This is a genomic window from Arthrobacter ramosus (genome assembly GCF_039535095.1).
GTDB lineage: Bacteria > Actinomycetota > Actinomycetes > Actinomycetales > Micrococcaceae > Arthrobacter > Arthrobacter ramosus.
In genome coordinates this window covers 2,545,092-2,562,710 of sequence record NZ_BAAAWN010000001.1, presented here as the reverse complement: position 1 = coordinate 2,562,710, position 17,619 = coordinate 2,545,092, and the positions used below count along the sequence as shown (strand labels likewise).

General features: G+C 66.0%; 11 protein-coding genes and 1 pseudogene. 3 read left to right on the top strand and 9 right to left on the bottom strand.

Annotated features, from left to right (window positions below; all coding sequences use genetic code 11):
• Position 1: 1 nt before the first annotated feature.
• The 3 genes from ABD742_RS11880 to ABD742_RS11870 all read right to left on the bottom strand — a co-directional run bounded on the left by ABD742_RS11880 (position 2) and on the right by ABD742_RS11870 (position 2,827).
• The gene (locus ABD742_RS11880; RefSeq protein ID WP_234754087.1) at positions 2-766 is read right to left on the bottom strand and encodes an SDR family NAD(P)-dependent oxidoreductase; all 765 of its coding nucleotides are present in this window, start codon (positions 764-766) and stop codon (positions 2-4) included.
• Between the two features lie 160 nt (positions 767-926).
• Positions 927-1,823 carry an SDR family oxidoreductase gene (locus tag ABD742_RS11875; protein WP_268819598.1) on the bottom strand — a complete coding sequence of 299 codons (897 nt, stop codon included), beginning with the start codon at positions 1,821-1,823 and terminating at the stop codon, positions 927-929.
• Complete coding sequence (locus tag ABD742_RS11870) at positions 1,820-2,827, bottom strand: helix-turn-helix transcriptional regulator (protein WP_234754088.1); 1,008 nt, start codon at positions 2,825-2,827, stop codon at positions 1,820-1,822. The genes ABD742_RS11875 and ABD742_RS11870 overlap by 4 nt, the downstream gene beginning before the upstream one ends.
• Before the next feature lie 898 nt (positions 2,828-3,725).
• On the opposite strand from ABD742_RS11870, the gene ABD742_RS11865 reads away from it, so the two are divergent.
• A complete protein-coding gene (locus ABD742_RS11865) occupies positions 3,726-4,046 on the top strand; it encodes a response regulator transcription factor (RefSeq protein WP_234754089.1) in 321 nt (106 codons plus the stop codon).
• 303 nt (positions 4,047-4,349) lie between these two features.
• Positions 4,350-4,849, top strand: a pseudogene (locus ABD742_RS24335) (DUF6994 family protein).
• An 84-nt stretch (positions 4,850-4,933) separates the two neighbouring features.
• Here ABD742_RS24335 and ABD742_RS11855 read toward each other — a convergent pair.
• Entirely contained in the window at positions 4,934-7,519 is a 2,586-nt protein-coding gene (locus ABD742_RS11855; protein WP_234754091.1) for a fibronectin type III domain-containing protein, read from the bottom strand.
• Between the two features lie 1,555 nt (positions 7,520-9,074).
• Here ABD742_RS11855 and ABD742_RS11850 point away from each other — a divergent pair.
• The gene (locus ABD742_RS11850) at positions 9,075-11,282 is read left to right on the top strand and encodes a beta-glucosidase family protein (protein ID WP_234754092.1); all 2,208 of its coding nucleotides are present in this window, start codon (positions 9,075-9,077) and stop codon (positions 11,280-11,282) included.
• A gap of 30 nt (positions 11,283-11,312) precedes the next feature.
• Here ABD742_RS11850 and ABD742_RS11845 read toward each other — a convergent pair whose 3' ends face one another.
• The 5 genes from ABD742_RS11845 to ABD742_RS11825 form a co-directional block, all read right to left on the bottom strand.
• Positions 11,313-12,776, bottom strand: coding sequence for an MGDG synthase family glycosyltransferase (locus ABD742_RS11845; RefSeq protein WP_234754093.1), 1,464 nt, complete (start codon positions 12,774-12,776; stop codon positions 11,313-11,315).
• 272 nt (positions 12,777-13,048) lie between these two features.
• Positions 13,049-14,059: an aldo/keto reductase family protein gene (locus ABD742_RS11840; RefSeq protein ID WP_234754094.1), complete on the bottom strand. Its 1,011-nt coding sequence runs from the start codon at positions 14,057-14,059 to the stop codon at positions 13,049-13,051.
• Between the two features lie 308 nt (positions 14,060-14,367).
• Positions 14,368-14,838 carry a GbsR/MarR family transcriptional regulator gene (locus ABD742_RS11835; RefSeq protein ID WP_234754095.1) on the bottom strand — a complete coding sequence of 157 codons (471 nt, stop codon included), beginning with the start codon at positions 14,836-14,838 and terminating at the stop codon, positions 14,368-14,370.
• Entirely contained in the window at positions 14,835-16,457 is a 1,623-nt protein-coding gene (locus ABD742_RS11830) for an ABC transporter permease (protein ID WP_234754096.1), read from the bottom strand. The genes ABD742_RS11835 and ABD742_RS11830 overlap by 4 nt, the downstream gene beginning before the upstream one ends.
• A 1-nt stretch (position 16,458) precedes the next feature.
• Positions 16,459-17,442 carry an ABC transporter ATP-binding protein gene (locus ABD742_RS11825; RefSeq protein ID WP_234754097.1) on the bottom strand — a complete coding sequence of 328 codons (984 nt, stop codon included), beginning with the start codon at positions 17,440-17,442 and terminating at the stop codon, positions 16,459-16,461.
• Positions 17,443-17,619: the final 177 nt, after the last annotated feature.

The following is a 17,619-nucleotide window of genomic DNA, read 5'->3' as shown; positions in this document are numbered from 1 at the left end:
GTCAGGCTTGGTCGGTGGGCATGATCCAGAGTTCGGCGATTGAGGTGTGGCGGGGCCGGGTGACCATGTAGGCGACGCCGTCGGCGATGTCCGCAGGGGCGAGGACTTCGGTCTGTTCGTAGAAGGGGGTTGTCATTCCGCTCTGGATCTCGGGGGTGTTGTGCGATGCCAGTTCGGTGTCGACGCCGCCCGGTTCCAGGACACCGACGCGGACGTGGCGCCGGGTGACTTCCTGGCGGAGGGATTCGGTGAAGCCGTTGACGCCGAACTTGGTCAGGTTGTAGACGCCGTAGCCGCCCCAGGCCACGCGGCCGGCGATTGAGCTGATGTTCACGATGTCGGCGACCTGGCGGGGGCTGTCTTCGGCTGCTTTGAGCAGGTGCGGCAGGGCGGCGTGGGTGGTGTGAAGCAGGCCCTGGAGGTTGACGGAGATCATGCGGGTCCAGTCTTCGGGGTCTGCGCCGAGGACCGGGCCCAGGAGCATGAGGCCGGCGTTGTTGACCAGGATGTCCAGTTGTCCGAACCGTTCGATGGTCTTCTCGACGGCGGCTTGGGCCTGGGCGCGGTCGGTGATGTCGGCTTCGATGGCGAGCGCGGTGCCGCCGTCGTTCTCGATGTCGGCGGCGAGGGTTTCGAGGCGGTCCCGTCGTCGGGCCACGAGCGCGACGGACGCGCCGCGTGCGGCGAGTTCCCGTGCGGTCGCGGCGCCGATGCCGCTGCTGGCCCCGGTGATCAGGGCGGAGGTTCCGGTCAGTTTTGCTGTCATGGGGTGTTTTCCTCCAAATAGTGGGGCCGGTTTTGGGCATCCGGTAGCGATTGGATCTCAGCGGATCTGTGGTGGCAGTGATTTGGGCAGGGCTGGTCCCGGCCGGCCGGTCCCGCGCCCCCGGAAGGTAAAGGGGAGCGAGGCCGGCGGGTGGTTGGTGTTAGGCGTCGTTGTGGGCGAGGTTGCTGGAGAGTTCGCGGTGGGCGTCGGCCTGGTCCTGGAGCGCCGTGGCGCGCTGTTCGAAGGTTTCCACGGCGTCCGCCCCGGCGGCGAAGCGCAGCGGTGGCTGCTCCAGTTCGGCCAGGCGGATCAGGGCGTGCGCGAGCTTCGCCGGGTCCCCGCCCTGCAGGCCGTTCATGCCCTTCCACGCCGTGACCGTCTGTTCGGTGCGTTCGGCGTAGTCCTCGATGGTGGATTCGGCGTAGCTCGTGGATTCGGGGGTGAGCAGCTCCGTGCGGAAGAACCCCGGCTCGACAAGCATGGTGCGGATCCCGAAGGGTGCGATTTCGGGTGCCAGGGACTCGGCCCAGCCCTCGACGCCGAACTTGGACGCCGCGTAGGCGCTCAGGAACTCCCCTCCGGCGATGCCGGCGGTCGAGGAGATCGTGACGACCAGGCCCGAGCGCTGGGTGCGCAGGACCGGCAGTGCCGCCCGGGTGACGTTCATGGGCCCGAACATCGTGGTTTCGATCTGTGCCCGGAAGTCCTCGGGGGTGATTTCCTCGAAGAACCCGGCGTAGAAGTTGCCGGCGTTGTTCACGAGCACGTCGATCCGGCCGAAGCGGGCGACGGCGGCCCGCACGGCCGCTTCCGCATCCGAGGGGTCGGTGACGTCGAGTTTCACGGCCAGCAGGTCCTTGTTCTCGCCGATGGCCTGGGTGACTTTTTCCGGGTCGCGGCCGGTGGCAACGACCGCGTGGCCAGCGGCCAGGGCCGCCTGCGCGATGTCGGTGCCCATGCCACGGCCCGCTCCGGTGATGAACCAGACTTTTTTCCCGGTCATGTCTTCCTGCTGTTCTGTGCTGGTCTGTTCCGGGCTGGTTTTCTGTTCAGTCATGGTTCTGTCTTTCCTTGGATATGTGTTCCCGGCTGCGCGGGGGAGCGCGAGCCGGGGGTGGTGGTTCCACCGGCCGGGCCGGCGGTGGTTGTTTCGGGAGGCGTTCCCGCCCAGCTGGCGAGGAACGCCAGCGTGTTCTCGGACGCGGAGCCGGGCTCCGCGGTGAAGGTGAACAGGGTCTGCCCCTCGTCGCCGGGAAGGTCCAGCGTCTCGAACTGCAGGGACAAGCCCCCGGCGAGCGGGTGATGGAAACGTTTCGTGCCCGTGGTGTGGATCCGCACGTCGTGCCCGGCCCACAGGGCCGCGAACAGCGCGCTGCGCGTCGTCAGCTCCCCGACCAGCTCGTTCAACGCCCGGTCATCGGGGTTCCGCCCCGCTTCCAGGCGCAGCATCGCGACCGTGGTCGCCGCGATAGCGCGCCAGTCGGGGTAGAAGTCACCCGCGCCCGGATCGAGGAACAGATAGCGGGCCTGGTTCGGCAGCCGGGCGGGGGTCCCCGGTCCCGACTTTTCGGCGGGGTGGAGTTGTGCAGCTGAGTTGAACTGTGCGGCGGAGCTGAACACCGGCCCGTACAGCGCCCGGCCCAGCAGGTTTGCGGCCAGCACGTCCGAACGGCCGTTCTGGACGATGGCGACCGCTGCGGTCATCCCGTCCAGCAGACGCAGGACTCCGGGACGGACTCTCTGCTGCGGTGGCCGGCGTGCCGCCCGCGGCGACGGCGCGTTGGCTGTCCTTGCCAGATCCATCAGGTGCGCCCGCTCAGCCTCGTCCAACTGAAGGGCCGATGACACGGCCTCGAGCACAGCGTCAGAGACGCCGCGGATACTGCCGCGTTCCAGTCGGGTGTAGTAATCCGTGCTCACCCCCGCGAGATGCGCCACTTCCTCACGGCGCAGCCCCGGCACCCGGCGCAGTTCCCTGTATGTGGGGAGGCCGGCCTGTTCAGGGCTAACCTTCGCTCGACGCGAGATCAGGAACTCACGGATTTCGTCTCTTCTGTCCACATCCACCACGCTACGCAGCTGCCGCGGCCGGTGGCAGTGTCCATCAGACACCCCCATTTGAGGAGGTGCAGCTGTGGACGCACATAAACGATTTTGCCGCCCTCCCACCCCGGCGTGCCATGTTTCATGGACCGGGTCCACGGTCTACGTAAAGGACACAACGTTTGCGTTACTTTTTCGACCTCTGGCGACGCAGGCAAAGACTGGGATGCTCTATCCGACGAGGCATCAGGCACGCTATGTGAGCACTGTCGATGAGATTCGGTGGGCGCTTTGTGTCCTAGGCAGTGAGTAATGCCGACCTATGAAGCCGGCGGTCCGATTTCCGGCCCCTTACTCGCGTTCGGATGCGGCGTCCTTGTCGAACATTAGGTGCCGGGCGGTGAGCCGGCGCAGACGTTCGTCCTGTTCGAGTTTCACGATTCATCTACGAGGGATGCGATCTCGTTCCATGGGGCGCGAGCCGATGGACGAGCCACGCCCTACCGAGGTCTGGGATCGATACGTCAGGGCCCAGCTGCGCCTGCGTGCCCTTGTCGAGGAACGCCGCGGTGGGAACGGAACGGACATCATTACGATGATGGCGGCCATGCGTCATCGAAGAGACCCCGCGTCGACGCCCATCGGCTCCTTTTGCGTACTGACAAGCGACCCGCGATGCGCGGATCTGTGGCTGCACTTGCCAGCGCCCATACAAATCCGGGCCATTACAAGGACCTCGAGAAATGTGATATTAACCGCGAGAACCCGAAGGATCACTACGCGTTCACTAAGGTCGACATGCTTGCCTCGGACAACTTCTCGGGCGAGCAGAGGGAGCCGACGCACGAACAGTGGAGCCCCGATTTCCTCGCTTCTCACGGTCGGGAGCCGTGTCGACTTCTTCCACTGCTGGAGTATGAATCGCTGGAACCATGACTTCAGCGACAACGAGGTCGGCCTCGCCCGGCATATCCAGCCAATGCTGCAGTTGCTCGATACTGCATACGCAGGCAATGCGTACCGTGCATCGGAAATAATCGGCGGGGAAGTCTATTCGCTCACCGTACGCGAGCAGGAGGTCATGCGCTTGCTCGGTCAGGGCCTCAAGGGGATCGCGATCGGACGCCTGCTCGGCTGCAGTCCCAGGACCGTTGCGAAACACCTCGAACACGCTTACACCAAGCTCGGCAGCAACAACCGGGTGGACGCCCTCCGCCGCCTGAGGGGCGAGGGATGACCTATGGTTGATCGAGCCACCTAGCTGTGGACAACATCGGCAACCCAGGCGCCTTGTTCAAGCGGTTTGTGCGCTTACACTTCCAACATGCCGGTCTTCGATATTTCATTCGACTACAAATCCGACAAGCCTCGGAAGACCGGACCCGACGCGGACAGGGACAGTTCGAGGCTCCTGTTGGACCGTAAGCTGCTGAGGCCCAAGAAGCTGCGCTCCGGCGCTCCGGCGCCCCTTTTGCCCCGATCGCACCGTCGGCCCGTCGGGATGACTACCTCGTCTTGATAGACGCCTCCGGGGCGAGTCATTGGTACGGCAGCGACGCTGAACGAGGACCAGCGGTCCCGCTACCTTGACCCGCCGTACACCATCGGTAGTTCGATGATTTGGCCCGGCAGGTCGAAGGACCGACCTACTATGGACACTGCACGAGGGTTCGGTCCCTCATGTCGGCTGATCGGTGACCGCATGGACCTCACCCTTGAGTGCATCCGGCGTCACTACACAGGAGAACCAGAGAGCCCCCTCCCAGCGTCCTCAACGCCTACGCGGACTTCTTCGCGCTCTTCGAGCGGTTCGAGGAGTTCGTGGACTTCTTCCACGCGCAGGACCTCGTGACGCCCGACTATGACGAGGTTCGGTTCTACCTGCCGTTCGACAACTTCGAGCGTCCCGGGACACCGGTCACAACCGAGGAGTACGTCACGTACCGGGAGGCCACGCTGGAGTTCATCTCAGGACGGATGCGTCGGATGGCCAAGTGGGTTATGGAGCACCACCCCGAGATCGAGGTTCTCCGCCGATAACGGGCGGCGACCTTCCCCCCTAGGCTCCGGTGATTGTGGAGGTCATGAGCCCTCTGTCGCGGCGGACGGTTCAGATCCAGCAATTTAGCTGTTGGTGAGGGTGATGTCGTCGAGGTACATCCAGGTGTCGTCGGCGGGGGTGGAGCCGTCGAGGTGGACGTTGAACCAGAGGGTGATGGTCTGGCCTTTGTAGGCGGTGAGGTCGGCGGTGAGCTGGGTCCAGGTGCCGTTGTTGTTGCAGAGTTTGAACAGGCTTCCCAGGGTGGTGCCGGTGGTGGTGCGGACTTGTGCTTCCATCCAGTCGTACGGGCAGGCATTTCCGGTGCAGGGGTCTTCCTGGCTGTGGGGCTGGTACCAGAAGGACAGCGTCGATGTCCCGGTGGCGGGGACGGTGATGGTCTGGGACAGGCTGCTGTCGCCGAGGGGTTCGGCCCCTGAGGCCAGGCCCAGGAGCGCGGAGCCGGTGCCGGTGTGGGCGATGGTGGAGGCCACGGGTGCCTTGACGCCGCCGGTGATCCAGGAGCTGAGCCCGGATTCGAAGCCGCCGTTGGTGATGGTCGAGGTGGTGGTTCCCGTGGGGGTGACCGGCGCCGAGGCCGTGGAGGCCGGTGAGGTGCCGATGGCGTTGGTGGCGGTGACGGTGAAGGTGTAGGCGGTGCCGTTGCTGAGTCCGGTGATGTTCGCGGTCGTGGCGGGCGGGTTACCGGTGACGGTGACCGGGGCCAGGGTCGTGGCGCCGGCGTGCGGGGTGATGGCGTAGGAGGTGATCGCGGAGCCGCCGTTGGCCGGGGCGGTCCAGGACACGGTGGCGGAGGCGTTGCCCGCCGTCGCGGTGACCCCGGTGGGAGCGGCGGGCGCCGTCGCGGCCGCCGTGGGGGTGACCGGTGCCGAGGCCGCGGAGGCCGGTGAGGTGCCGATGGCGTTGGTGGCGGTGACGGTGAAGGTGTACGCGGTGCCGTTGCTCAGCCCCGTGATGTTCGCGGTCGTCGCGGGCGGGTTACCGGTGACGGTGACCGGGGCCAGGGTCGTGGCACCGGCGTGCGGGGTGATGGCGTAGGAGGTGATCGGGGAGCCGCCGTTGGCCGGGGCCGTCCAGGACACGGTGGCGGAGGCGTTGCCCGCGGTCGCGGTGACCCCGGTCGGGGCGGCGGGTGCCGTGGGGGTTGTCTGGCTGTTGGTCAGGGTGACGTCGTCGAGGTACATCCAGGTGTTGTCCGCCGGGCTGGAACCGTCGAGGTGGAGGTTGAACCAGAGCACGATGGCCTGCCCGTTGTAGGCGGAGAGGTTGGCGCTGAGCTGGGTCCAGGTCCCGTTGTTGTTGCAGAGCTTGAACAGGCTCGCCAGGACCGTGCCGCTGGTGGTGCGGACTTGTGCTTCCATCCAGTCGTAGCGGCAGGCGGTGCCGGTGCAGGTCTCGTCGGCGGTGTGCGGCTGGTACCAGAAGGACAGGGTGGAGGTCCCGGCGGCGGGCATGGTGATGGTCTGGGCCAGGCTGCTGTCCCCGAGGGGCTCGGCCCCGGATACCAGGCCCAGGAGCGCGGAGCCGGTGCCGGTGTGCGCGGTGGTGGAGGCCACGGGTGCCTTGACGCCGCCGGTGGTCCAGGAGCTGAGCCCGGATTCGAACCCGCCGTTGGTGACGCCGGGAACGGGCGCCGTGGGAGTGACCGGGGCCGACGCGGCGGACGGCGCAGACGTCCCGACGGCGTTGGTGGCCGTCACGGTGAACGTGTACGCGGTGCCGTTGCTCAGTCCGGTGACGGTCGCCGTCGTCGCGGGCGGATTTCCGGAGACCGTCACCGGAGCCAAAGCCGTGCCCCCGGTGGAAGGCGTCACGGCGTAGGAGGTGATCGGGGAACCGCCGTTGGCCGGCGCCGTCCAGGACACGGACGCGGAAGCGTTGCCCGCCGTCGCGCTCACGCCTGTGGGAGCCGAAGGCGCCGTCGCCGTTGCTGCCACGGTGATCGTGAGAGGTGGGGTGACCGCGTCGGGGCTGACCCCGTTTGTGGCGGTGAGCGTGAACGTTGCCGGGCCAGCCGTGGTGGGGGTGCCGGACAGGATCCCGGTGCTGGTGTTCAGGCTCAGCCCGGCGGGCAGGGCGCCGGAAGACACTGCAAAGGTCGGGGCCGGGCTGCCGGTGGCAGTGAAGGTGTAGCTGTAGGCCGCACCGGCAGTAGCGGTGGTCGGGGGCGTGTCCGCGGTGAACACCGGGGGTGCCGGTATACCGGGAGCCACGGTCTTCAGGATAATGTCATCGGCGATCATATCGCCATCCTGAGTCACATGCTCTGCTCCCAGCTGGAGGACATTCATCGAAGTATTTGAACCGAGATCTATAAACCCGGTCGTGCTGTTCGACCGGTCAAAGAGTTTCGTGCCGTCCTGCCATACCTGGACCTGGCTTTGCGCACCATTGACTACCAGGTGAATTTTCAGGGCAAACTTTTGGCCGACGGCTACGCTACCCACGCCCACGAGGGTGAAGCTGGAGCCGGTAGCCCACCTCACGAACAGGCTGCCCGATCCGTTTTGACGCGATACGTCAAACAGGCGGTTGCTGCCGTTGAAGAAGCGCAAGGTGGGAACGTTACTGTTCGAAGCGTTGCCTTCGCGCGTGATGTCAAACCAGCCGCTGGCCCAAACTTCGCTGGCCGAAGCCGGCAAATTTTTCACCACGTTAGCCTCGGAGCCGCTATTCCCCGTCACATGTATTTGTGCAGCGCAGGCGGGGGAGTTGGAAATTGCCGATTGCACCGTGGCGGTGGCGTCGCCCAACTGGGTGACAGTGGTCCATCTACTGAAATCATTGGTTTCAAAGTTATCGGCCAGAACGACTGTGCCGGGGTCAGCGTTAGTGGGAGCCGGAGCGGTGGGGTTGCAGGGGGACGTACTGGCCTGAACGTTGCCTCCCGAAGCAAAGCTTGCATAAATCACTAAGGCGGCCATTACAAGCGAGGCTGCCAGAGCCGGGTGGCGCCCTCTTCGTGCCGAATTTCCCTTATGCCCCGTATTTGCCATGGGAGTGTCCCTTATGAGGTGGCGTCGGTGCAGGCGCGATACCTGAGAACTGTGCGGCACGGACCACTCCCACTGGCACCTGAGGACAGTGTTCCTCCGGGGGCTGGCACTGGTACTCCTGAGGGCGAGGTGCCGGCTTGCCCGGACCTTGAGGCTGCCGCTGACCAGTCAGAGAGCTAGCCCAAGTACCACCGCCCGCGTTAACGACTTCATTGGTCATCCTCGCCCGCATCATGACCTCCTGTGGATGGACAGAGCCGTTCATAGTCAGTACCTCGTTGGCCGCGCGATCGAAAGCTGTCCTCGTGTCATTTGGGCCCACCTCATAACGGCCGGCCGAGAAAGCGGCCCGATCCGGAGCTTAAGTGCCGGCCAGCGCCTGGGGCGAGAGTGGGCGGCACCTGTTTTTTGGGTGGGAATACTCGCATATCCTGGGTTCCGGAGCGCTCCCATCCGGCCGGACGTCGAATCTGGCGCTGTTGACAGTGTCAACACTTTCGGCTTCCGATTGGGTCATACATCAGCCGGTCTGGCTCGTATTGCCTATGTTTTCGGGAGTTCCGTGTGTTTTCAGGGCCTGGAATGCGGTTCGAGTCCCACCTCGGGCACACTGTTTCCGCAGTTCAGGGGCCTATTGGCCCTCTGACTGTGCCCAAATCAGTTTTTGTAGGCCCATTAGGGCCGTTTTTGGTGGTGGCTGTCTGTGCGGCCGGATGCCTCTTTCCTTTTGTTGGGTGGGAGTTCTGATTTCTTGCTACTTCATATCAGAGCCGGGCCAGGGCTACATGACTTTCAACGGCTGCATCATTTGGCACCAGTTTTTGCATCTATCGCCGCCGGGCGGGGTCGGCTTGAGCAGGACCACGCCTGCTTTCTAGTACCCGAGGATGAGGTCATCGCCGCTAAGGCGGAATTTGCCGGTGCGCACACCGGGCTTGATCAACATGGGTGGGCTGAGATGCAGGCTCGAGATTTCCTTTGTCCGCGTCACGACAGTATTCGGCGCGAGCTAACTTCAGCCGAACCTAACAGGCACAAATGCCGTGAAACTTGGTCTTCAAGGTACGGCGCCCGGGGCGGACGCACCGACGACTCCACGACCGGCACAGGCACGTACCGGCCTCGACCACTAACGCGCACTCACAGGGTGCAGACTTTAGGCATGAAGATTACTGCGGGACGCCGGGCAGCGCGAACGTAAGGGCTGGCTTTGACGGACACGATGTCGGCGGAGAGCAGCGCCTACGGCGAGGCGGTCAGGGCAGTCCGGGCGGGCGAGCTCGACGCGGATGAGGCCGCGGAGCTACTGATCGATCTGATGACGGACGGGGAGATCCTCGGCCTGCTCGACGGCGACTCTCCCAGACTGCTGCTCCCGCTCATCCCGATACTGCTCGATAGGGTGTCGTTCGTGGCCGGGGCGGTCTCGCGGCTCGGCATACCGGGCATCCGCTTCAGCGACGGTGGCCGCGGCGTCGTGATCGGCGCCTCCACCGCCTTCCCTGTGACAATTGCGCGGGCCGCAACCTGGGATCCGTCGCTGGAGGAACGGGTCGGGCTTGCGATCGGTCTAGAGACCAGGGCTCGGGGAGCAAATTACTCCGCCTCCGTCTGCGTAAACCTGCTTCGCCACCCCGCGTGGGGCCGGGCTCAGGAGTGCTACGGGGAGGATCCGGTGCTCACTGCCCGGATGGGAACCGCCATCACCCGAGGCGTGCGCGTGAACGCGATGGCGTGCGTAAAGCACTTCGCGCTCAACTCGATGGAGAACGAGCGCTTCGAGGTCGACGTGTCGGTCGATGAACACGCCCTGCACGAGGTGTACTTGCCCCAGTTCAAGGCGGTCGTGGAAGCCGGCGTGGACTCCGTAATGAGTTCCTACAACCGGGTGCGAGGCGAATACATGGACGTCAATCGCGCCCTGCTCACGGATGTGTTGAGACAGGAGTGGGGCTTCTCCGGGTTCGTGACGAGCGACTGGGTGTTCGGCACCCATGACGCGGTCGTCAGCCTGCAGGCAGGAATGGACGTGGAGATGCCGCTGCGACTGCTGCGCGCCCGCGAGCTGCCGGCCGCGCTGCGTAACGGTGACCTGGCCTGGGCGACAGTGCTGCAGTCCGCGCGCCGCATCCTGCGCACTTGCGTGCAGCATGCCGCGGCTCGGGAGATGGTGGCCCCTACCCGCGCCGTCATCGCCTCCCCGGCCCACCGGGCTCTTGCCCACCGGGTCGCAGCGGAGTCGATCGTACTGCTGAAGAACGAAACCGTCGGCGCGGCGCCGCTACTGCCGTTGGCTCCCACCACCGGACATCTCGCGGTGATCGGACGACTCGCGGCACGAGCGAACCTCGGCGATCATGGCTCGTCACGCGTTCGGCCTCCCTCTACGGTCTCGCCGCTGCAGGGGCTCCGTGAGGCGCTTCCCGGGGTGCGGATCACGACCAGCTCCGGTCGGAACGAGCGCGCCGCGGCCGCATTGGCAGCCGCTTCGGAGACGGCGATCGTCGTCGTCGGCCTGGACCAGCACGACGAAGGCGAGTCCGTCGTTACCGGCGGCGTGGACGTGGGCGTCCTCGGTCGGACCTTTGCCTCAGGCCCCCTCCGCCGGGTGCTCATTGGCCTCGCGCACCTGGCGTCGCGCTTCGTCCGAGGTGGCGACCGCAGCTCCCTCGACCTGTGCCCCGGCGATGAGCGCCTCATCCAGGCGGTCGTGGCCGCAAATCCCCGGACCGTCGTCGTGCTGATCAGCGGCAGTGCGATCCTCACGGAGACGTGGCGAGGCCGCGTGCCGGCGCTCCTCCTGGCCTGGTATGGCGGTATGGAAGGCGGCCGCGCCCTCGCGAGCGTGCTGACCGGCAGTGAGGAACCCGGCGGGCGGCTGCCGTTTGTGCTGCCAACGGACGCCGCGCATCTGCCATCGTTCGACCCCGCGGCGAAGTCCGTCGTCTATGACGACAAGTGGGGTCAACGTCGGCTCGACGGCGAGGGACAAGCGCCCGCTTTCCCGTTCGGATTCGGCCTGGGCTACACGACGATCGAGCATCGGCTTCTAGACCACAGGTTCGACGCCACAGGCGGCTATGCGGATGTGCTTGTAACCAATACGGGCGACCGTGGCGGCTCGACCGTCGTTCAGGTCTACGCTGCGGATGTGTCCATCCGCAGACCGGTCGCTCAGCTCCTGGGCTTCCAAAAGGTGACGCTGCAGCCCGGCGCGGAGAGGACCGTGCGGGTTGCCCTGGATGCGGGGCCGACCTTGCAGCGCGATCCGTCCACGCGGCGCTGGTCGCCCCGGACGGGGGACTGGGGCCTGCTCGCAGGCCAACACAGCCCGGCCGGCTGGGCGGACGCGGGACGGTTGTGGCGCCCGGAGGGACTGATTGACGAGGAAGATGTCTCGGACCGCCAGCCGATCTGAGGTCAATATGGGGGGGGCGTGTCCCGTCGGTCACCCGGGAGGGAAGCGAAAGGGTGCCGATGGCCCTACGACGCGGACGGGCAGCGAGTTGTCGCCCCGCAGCAGGGCGCGAAGCAACCGCCGTTCCTCCCAGCCGAGCAAAAGGGGCGCTTGGCCGCGCCGCAGCACCAGGCCACTGTTCGGAGTCGCGTACCGTTTCTTCAGGTCGGAAAGCTCCTCGGCTTGCAGCAGCGCTACGGTGCTACCCGCGGCCCGGTCGACCAGGCGGACCAGCGACGAGGGTCCTGTGAGATCGGTCGCAACGAAACGCTGCTCGCTCGCGGCAAGAACTGTCCTTTGCGCCGCGCGGGTCACGACCAGCGGACGTGACGGCCCGCCCAGCAGGCCGCTCAGGACGTCCGCCGCGGCGTCGGGGCGGCCGGTTCTCCGCGCGGCCGCCTGCATCCGCTGCAGCCGGCCGGGCTCGCGCAGCACCTCATCGATCTTCCAGCCGATCGTTGCGGGGGTGTTGCAGCGGACGGCCGCCCCCTGCTCCATCAGGTAATCGCCGTTGCGAACCTCCTGCCCCGGGATGGGGTTTACAAGTACCATGGGCAGCCCGGCAGCCATGCACTCCGACGCTGAAAGGCCGCCCGGCTTGCCGACAAACAGGTCCGCGCGGCCCAGCAGCTGCGGCATTTCCGTCGTGAAGCCGAGCACGCGGTAGCGGTCGCCGGCGGTCGCCACCAGCTTCTCGATGCGTCGCCGGAGCGCGTCGTTGTTCCCGCACACCACCGTGGCCGTGAATGCCGAGCGCATGTGCATTGTCTGCCGCACCACGGAGAACGCATAGTCCCCGCCGGTCGCACCCGCCGAGATCAGCAGCATCGGTGGCTTATTGCAATCGCGCACGGGCGCAGGATCGAGCGGTTTGGTGATCGGGATGCCCGTGGCCGCGACTCGGTCGGGAGGAAGGCCGAGCGCCATCAGCTCCACCCTCCCTTCCTCCCTGGCCACAAAGATCATGTGGAACGCGCCCGAGAGCCACAGGCCTTGAAAGTCATAGTCCGTCGTCACGACAGCGGTCTTCGCGTCAACCACGCCGCGGAGGAGCAGTGACGCCAACAGCTGGGCGGGCAGGAAGTGCGTGCACACGATCGCCGTCGGTCGGAACCTCTTGATCGCACTGATGACCGGACCGGCGTTCAGCCGTGTCCACGGGTCGATTGGGCCGCGGCGCCGGAAGGGCGGGTTGCTGATGTCGTAACCCCACTCGACCAGCCAGGGTAAACCCTCGACCAGGACGAAGTATCCCTTCCCCAGCAGTGCGCGGTAGAGCACGCTACTTACCTGTAGCACGTCGAGCACCTGCACCTCGGCGATATCAGCGCGCGCGGCACACGCCTGGTGCACCGCCGCCGCCGCGCTGTTGTGCCCTGATCCTACCCCTGCGGACAGGATCAGTACGCGCTCTCCTCCGGCGGTGTCTGAGCCTCGTGCCGATGTTCTGCGCATGGAGTGAGGCTAGCAGGCCGCATCACCGCAAGGACGAGGCCTGGCCGTGCCATCCGCTACTTGTGGGCGGTCCTTCTCGGGTCGCTGAAGCCTGAGCAGTGGCGCAATCTGGTGATTCCCGAGTAGAAGATCCAGGAAGTCGTTGAGCTGAGGCAGAAATCAAGGCCCGATGCGCAGACCCATTGGTCGGTTTGGACGAGGATGTGTAACGAGGGTGGCCGGACGTCCCCTGCCGAAAGGTGGGCGTCCGGCCGTCCTCTGCAGTTTGGTGCTTATGCTTCCCGGGTGGCGGGTGAGGAATCTTTGGTCCGGGCGGGGTCGCGTTCGGCGAGGGAGCCGATTGCGGTGTCGATTTTGTCCATGATCTCCTGATCCAGTTTCACTCCGGACGCGGCCACGTTGGCCGCGACCTGCTCGGGCCGGGACGCGCCGATGATGGCCGAGGCCACGTTCTGGTTCTGCAGGACCCAGGCGATGCTGAGCTGAGCCATGGTCAGTCCGGCTTCTTCCGCGATCGGTTTGAGCTTCTGGACGCCGGTCAGGACCTCGTTGGACATCCAACGCTTGATCATCTGCGCTCCGCCCTTGGTGTCTGTGGCGCGGCTGCCCTCGGGAGCAGGTTTCCCGGGCTGGTATTTGCCGCTCAGGACGCCCTGGGCCATGGGGGACCACACGATCTGGGAGAGTCCGAGTTCTTCCGACGCCGGCACCACCTCGGACTCGATGACCCTCCACAGCATCGAGTACTGCGGCTGGTTGGATATCAGCTGGAATCCCAGATCTTTGGCCAGTGTGTGGCCGTTACGGATCTGCTCCGCTGTCCATTCGCTCACGCCGATGTACAGGGCTTTGCCTTGCCGCACGATGTCCGCGAAGGCCTGCATGGTTTCTTCCAGCGGGGTCTCGAAATCGTAGCGGTGGGCCTGGTAGAGGTCCACGTAGTCGGTCTGTAGGCGCCTGAGGGAGCCGTTGATGGATTCCGTGATGTGCTTGCGGGAGAGCCCGAGATCATTGTGGCCCTTGGGCCCGGTGGGACCGAATACCTTCGTGAGGATCTCCAGCGATTCCCGGCGTTCGCCGTTCAGGGCGTTGCCGAGGACGGTCTCGGCCGCGGTGTTGGCATAGACATCGGCCGTGTCGAAGGTGCTGATTCCGGCGTCGAGCGCTGCTCGGACGCATGCGGTGGCGGTGTCGTTCTCGACCTGGGAGCCGTGGGTCAGCCAGTTGCCGAATGTGATTTCCGAGATCTTGAAGCCGGAGTTGCCAAGGTACCTGAATTCCATTTTTACTGACGCGCTTTCTCTTGTCCGTGAAGTTGGCCGGCCGTGTGGCGGCACCCCGGGCCCTGACCACGTCGTTCCACGAGCGGACCCTATGCCGGTAGCCGTTTCGAGACTACGCGTCCGACAGCCTCTTTCGACCCGGCGTGGCTGGCCCTTCGGGTCCTAGGATCAGCTGGCCCCCTGCCGGCCAATCCCAGGGGTCAGCGCTTCGACCGACTGGTGCAGGCATATCCGCCGCACCCGCCGCAGCCGTATCCGCCTCAGCCGTATCCGCCACAGGCTTGAGGCTCAGGCAATGTCAGAGGAGGCTAGGCTTCGGCTCGCGTGTGTTCCCACTCATCGAGGAGTCCCGGCAGCCGGGTCATGAGGAACCGGTAGAAGGCGCCCATCTCGTTCACCCTGGCCCTCGCCGCTGACCCCTCCTGGAGGCTTGAAGCAGTGGAGTCGGCGAGGTCTGCGAGGCGCTTGTACACGGGGTTCTGCCGGAGGGAAGCGACGTACCACGCGTTGTCGGGGAGGGCGTAGCGGTCGCGGCGGCTGCCGGGTTGCGAGACCCGATGCACGAAGCCGACGGTCTGCAGGTACCGCACGGCGCCGGAGACGGCGGCGGCGCTCGCGCCCAGTATCTCGGAGAGCTCGGCCGCGGTCAGCGAGCCGTCGTCGGAGACCACAAGGGCCATGAGGGCACGGGCCGGCATCTTGGGGAAGCCCGCGGCCGTGAGCACGGCCGCGGATGTCTCGGCGGCGCCGGGCATGCGTTTGCTCCCCGGATCTGTCACGCCGTGCCTACCTCCCGGCGGCGCACAGCCACGAGCGAGAATGCCGTGAGGACTGCGGCAATGCCCAGCATCCAGAAGCCGCCGCTCCAGTCGGTCCCGATACTGGTGGTGACGGGGCTGTGGGTAAAGGGTGAGAGATCCCGGAGTTTCTGGTCAAGACCAAGCATGCCGCCGTAGATCCCGAGGACGACGCCGACGCCCAGAAGCGCCCACGCGGCAGGGATCGTGGCACGGGGCCAGACGACGAAAACGACGGCGGGAAGTGCAAGATAGATGAGTGCTGCTGGGAGCTGGTCGACGGCAGTCTGCCACACATCGCCGACGGCGCTTGAGGTGTCTCCGGACGCGACAAGGGAGAGCCACGCTCCGAGGGCCGTGAACGCCATGACGAACACGACCGAGACGGCGCCGAGGCCGAGGAAGCCCCCGAGCCAGCGCATTCGGCTCACCGACTCGGCCACGACGGGCTCGGCGGTTCCGGCTACCTCCTCCTGGCGCAGGCGGAGGACGGCCTGGACGCCGCACACGGCGGCAAGTATTCCGGCTACCTCGAACAGTGCCGCGACGAGGAGCTGGGTCATTGATGTGCCCTGTGCCTCGATCATGCCGCGAAGCACGGCCGTGATTTGGGGGTTGGAGGTGATCGAGGACTGGATCGCGGACCCGAGCGAGCCCGTGAGAACGCCCGTCGCGAGGCCGCCTACGCACCAGCCGATGATCGCGCCCTGCTGCAGGCGCAGCGCGAGCGAGAAGCTCCCGCGCAGCCATGGCCTGGCGTCGGCGCGTCCGGATCGCCCGGCGAGCACGCTCGCGCCGACGTCCCGGCGCGCCATGATTGCTACGACGGCGACGGTGCACGCCGCCCCGAGCGCGAGGGGAAGGAGCAGCGGCCACCATCGGTTGCCCGTGTAGGCAAAAGATTGCTGGCCCCAGCCGATGGGGGAGATCCAGCTCGGCCATGCGGCAGTCATGGTCGTGCCGTCGGGACCGACCTGTCCGGTCGCGTCCCCAAAGCCGCGCAGCAGGTACGCGACCATCACGAGCGCCGACGAAATGCCGTTGGCTCCACGCGAGGTGCTGAAGAACTCGGAGGCCAACAGGCCCACGCCGAGGAACGCGAAGCCCACGGCACCCGTCGCGAATCCGGCCACGAGCGAGCCGGCCGGGTCAAGGCCTCCGGCCATGAAGCCGAGCACCGTTGCGATGGCAACGAGCACGTTGGCCACGGCGCCGTGAAGGACAGTCGCGCCGAGCGGGGCCCATCGCCCGGCGGCCGTCGCGGAGATAATCTCGGCCCGTCCCGACTCCTCTTCCGCCCGGGTGTGCCGGACGGCCATGAACGTATTCATGAGTCCGGCAAGGACCGCCAGGAAAGCGAAGATTTCGAAGAACGTGAACGAATCGAGCCCCGGACCGCGTGGGAGGCCGCGCAGCACGAGGATCGCGGGCGCCGCGGTCGCGAGTTGAAGCACCTGCGCGCGCGTCGCGTCGTCGCCGAAGGTCTTCGCTATGGCAGCGACCGCGAACAACGCGAGCATTCCGATCGAGAGGACCCAGACAATCACCTGCCAGCGGTCCCGGCGCAACCGCTGCCGGTAAAGGATCCACAGCGCGCCCATCTCAGGCACCCGCCGCGGCGGCGCGATGGCGCCGTTGGTGCGTGCCGCCCTTGCCCTCTTCCTGCTGGACAGGCGGGGCGACTGTGTCGCCGTAGTGGCGCAAAAAGAGCTCTTCGAGCGACGGCGGAGCGACGATCAGACCTTTGACCCCGAGTGTGCCGAGAAGGGGAAGGACCTCGTGGACGCGATCGGAATCGGCACCGAACTTGACGCGCCCGTCGGCCATGGTGAGGTCGTGAACCTGCGACAGCGTATCCAGCGCGTGGGTGTCCACACTGTCCTGGGCGAACGAGATCTCCGTGCGGGTGAGGTGGCGCAGAGCGTCGAGCGTGCCGCCGTCAACGATCCGGCCAGTGCGGATAATGCTCACGCGGTCGGCGAGCTGCTCGACTTCGGAGAGGATATGGCTCGAGAGCAGTACCGTGGCGCCGTTCTCGTGCACGATCCGCCTGATCTCGCGCGTGAAGACGGCCTCCATGAGAGGGTCAAGGCCGCTCGTGGGCTCGTCGAGGAGATACAACTCAGCGTCCATGACGAGGGCGGAGATGAGCGCGACCTTCTGGCGGTTTCCCTTCGAGTAGGCACGGCCCTTCTTGCTCGGGTCGAAGTCGAAGAGTTCGCAGAGGTGATGCTTGCGTTCCTTGAAGGCGGCGTGGTCCAAGGCGCCCCCGCGGAGGCGGGAGAGGAGGTCGATAGCCTCGCCGCCCGAGAGGTTGGGCCAGAGGCTCACATCTCCCGGGATGCTCGCGACGCGCCGGTGGAGTTCGACGGCGTCCGCCCACGGATGCATGCCCAGGACCGTCGCGCTGCCCGACGACGCGCGGGCCAGCCCGAGGAGGATACGCAGCGTTGTGGTCTTCCCCGCGCCATTCGGCCCGAGGAATCCGTGGATCTCACCCTCGCGGACCTCAAGGTCCAGGCCGTCGAGGGCCTTGACGCGCCCGAAGTTCTTGTGCAGGTCGATGGTTTGGATGACGGTGTCCATGGCCCTAAACGTACGCAGTATTCACAAACTTTTGAATGACCGAAAGGCTCTTGCGTTCCAGCGCGGTTCGTGCGTAGGCGGTCCGTATTTCTACACAGCTTCTATACAGGAAACGCTTAGCCGGGGCCAACTCTGGCAGTCCTAAAATTAACCCAGAGACGTCGGTCAAGCACCAGC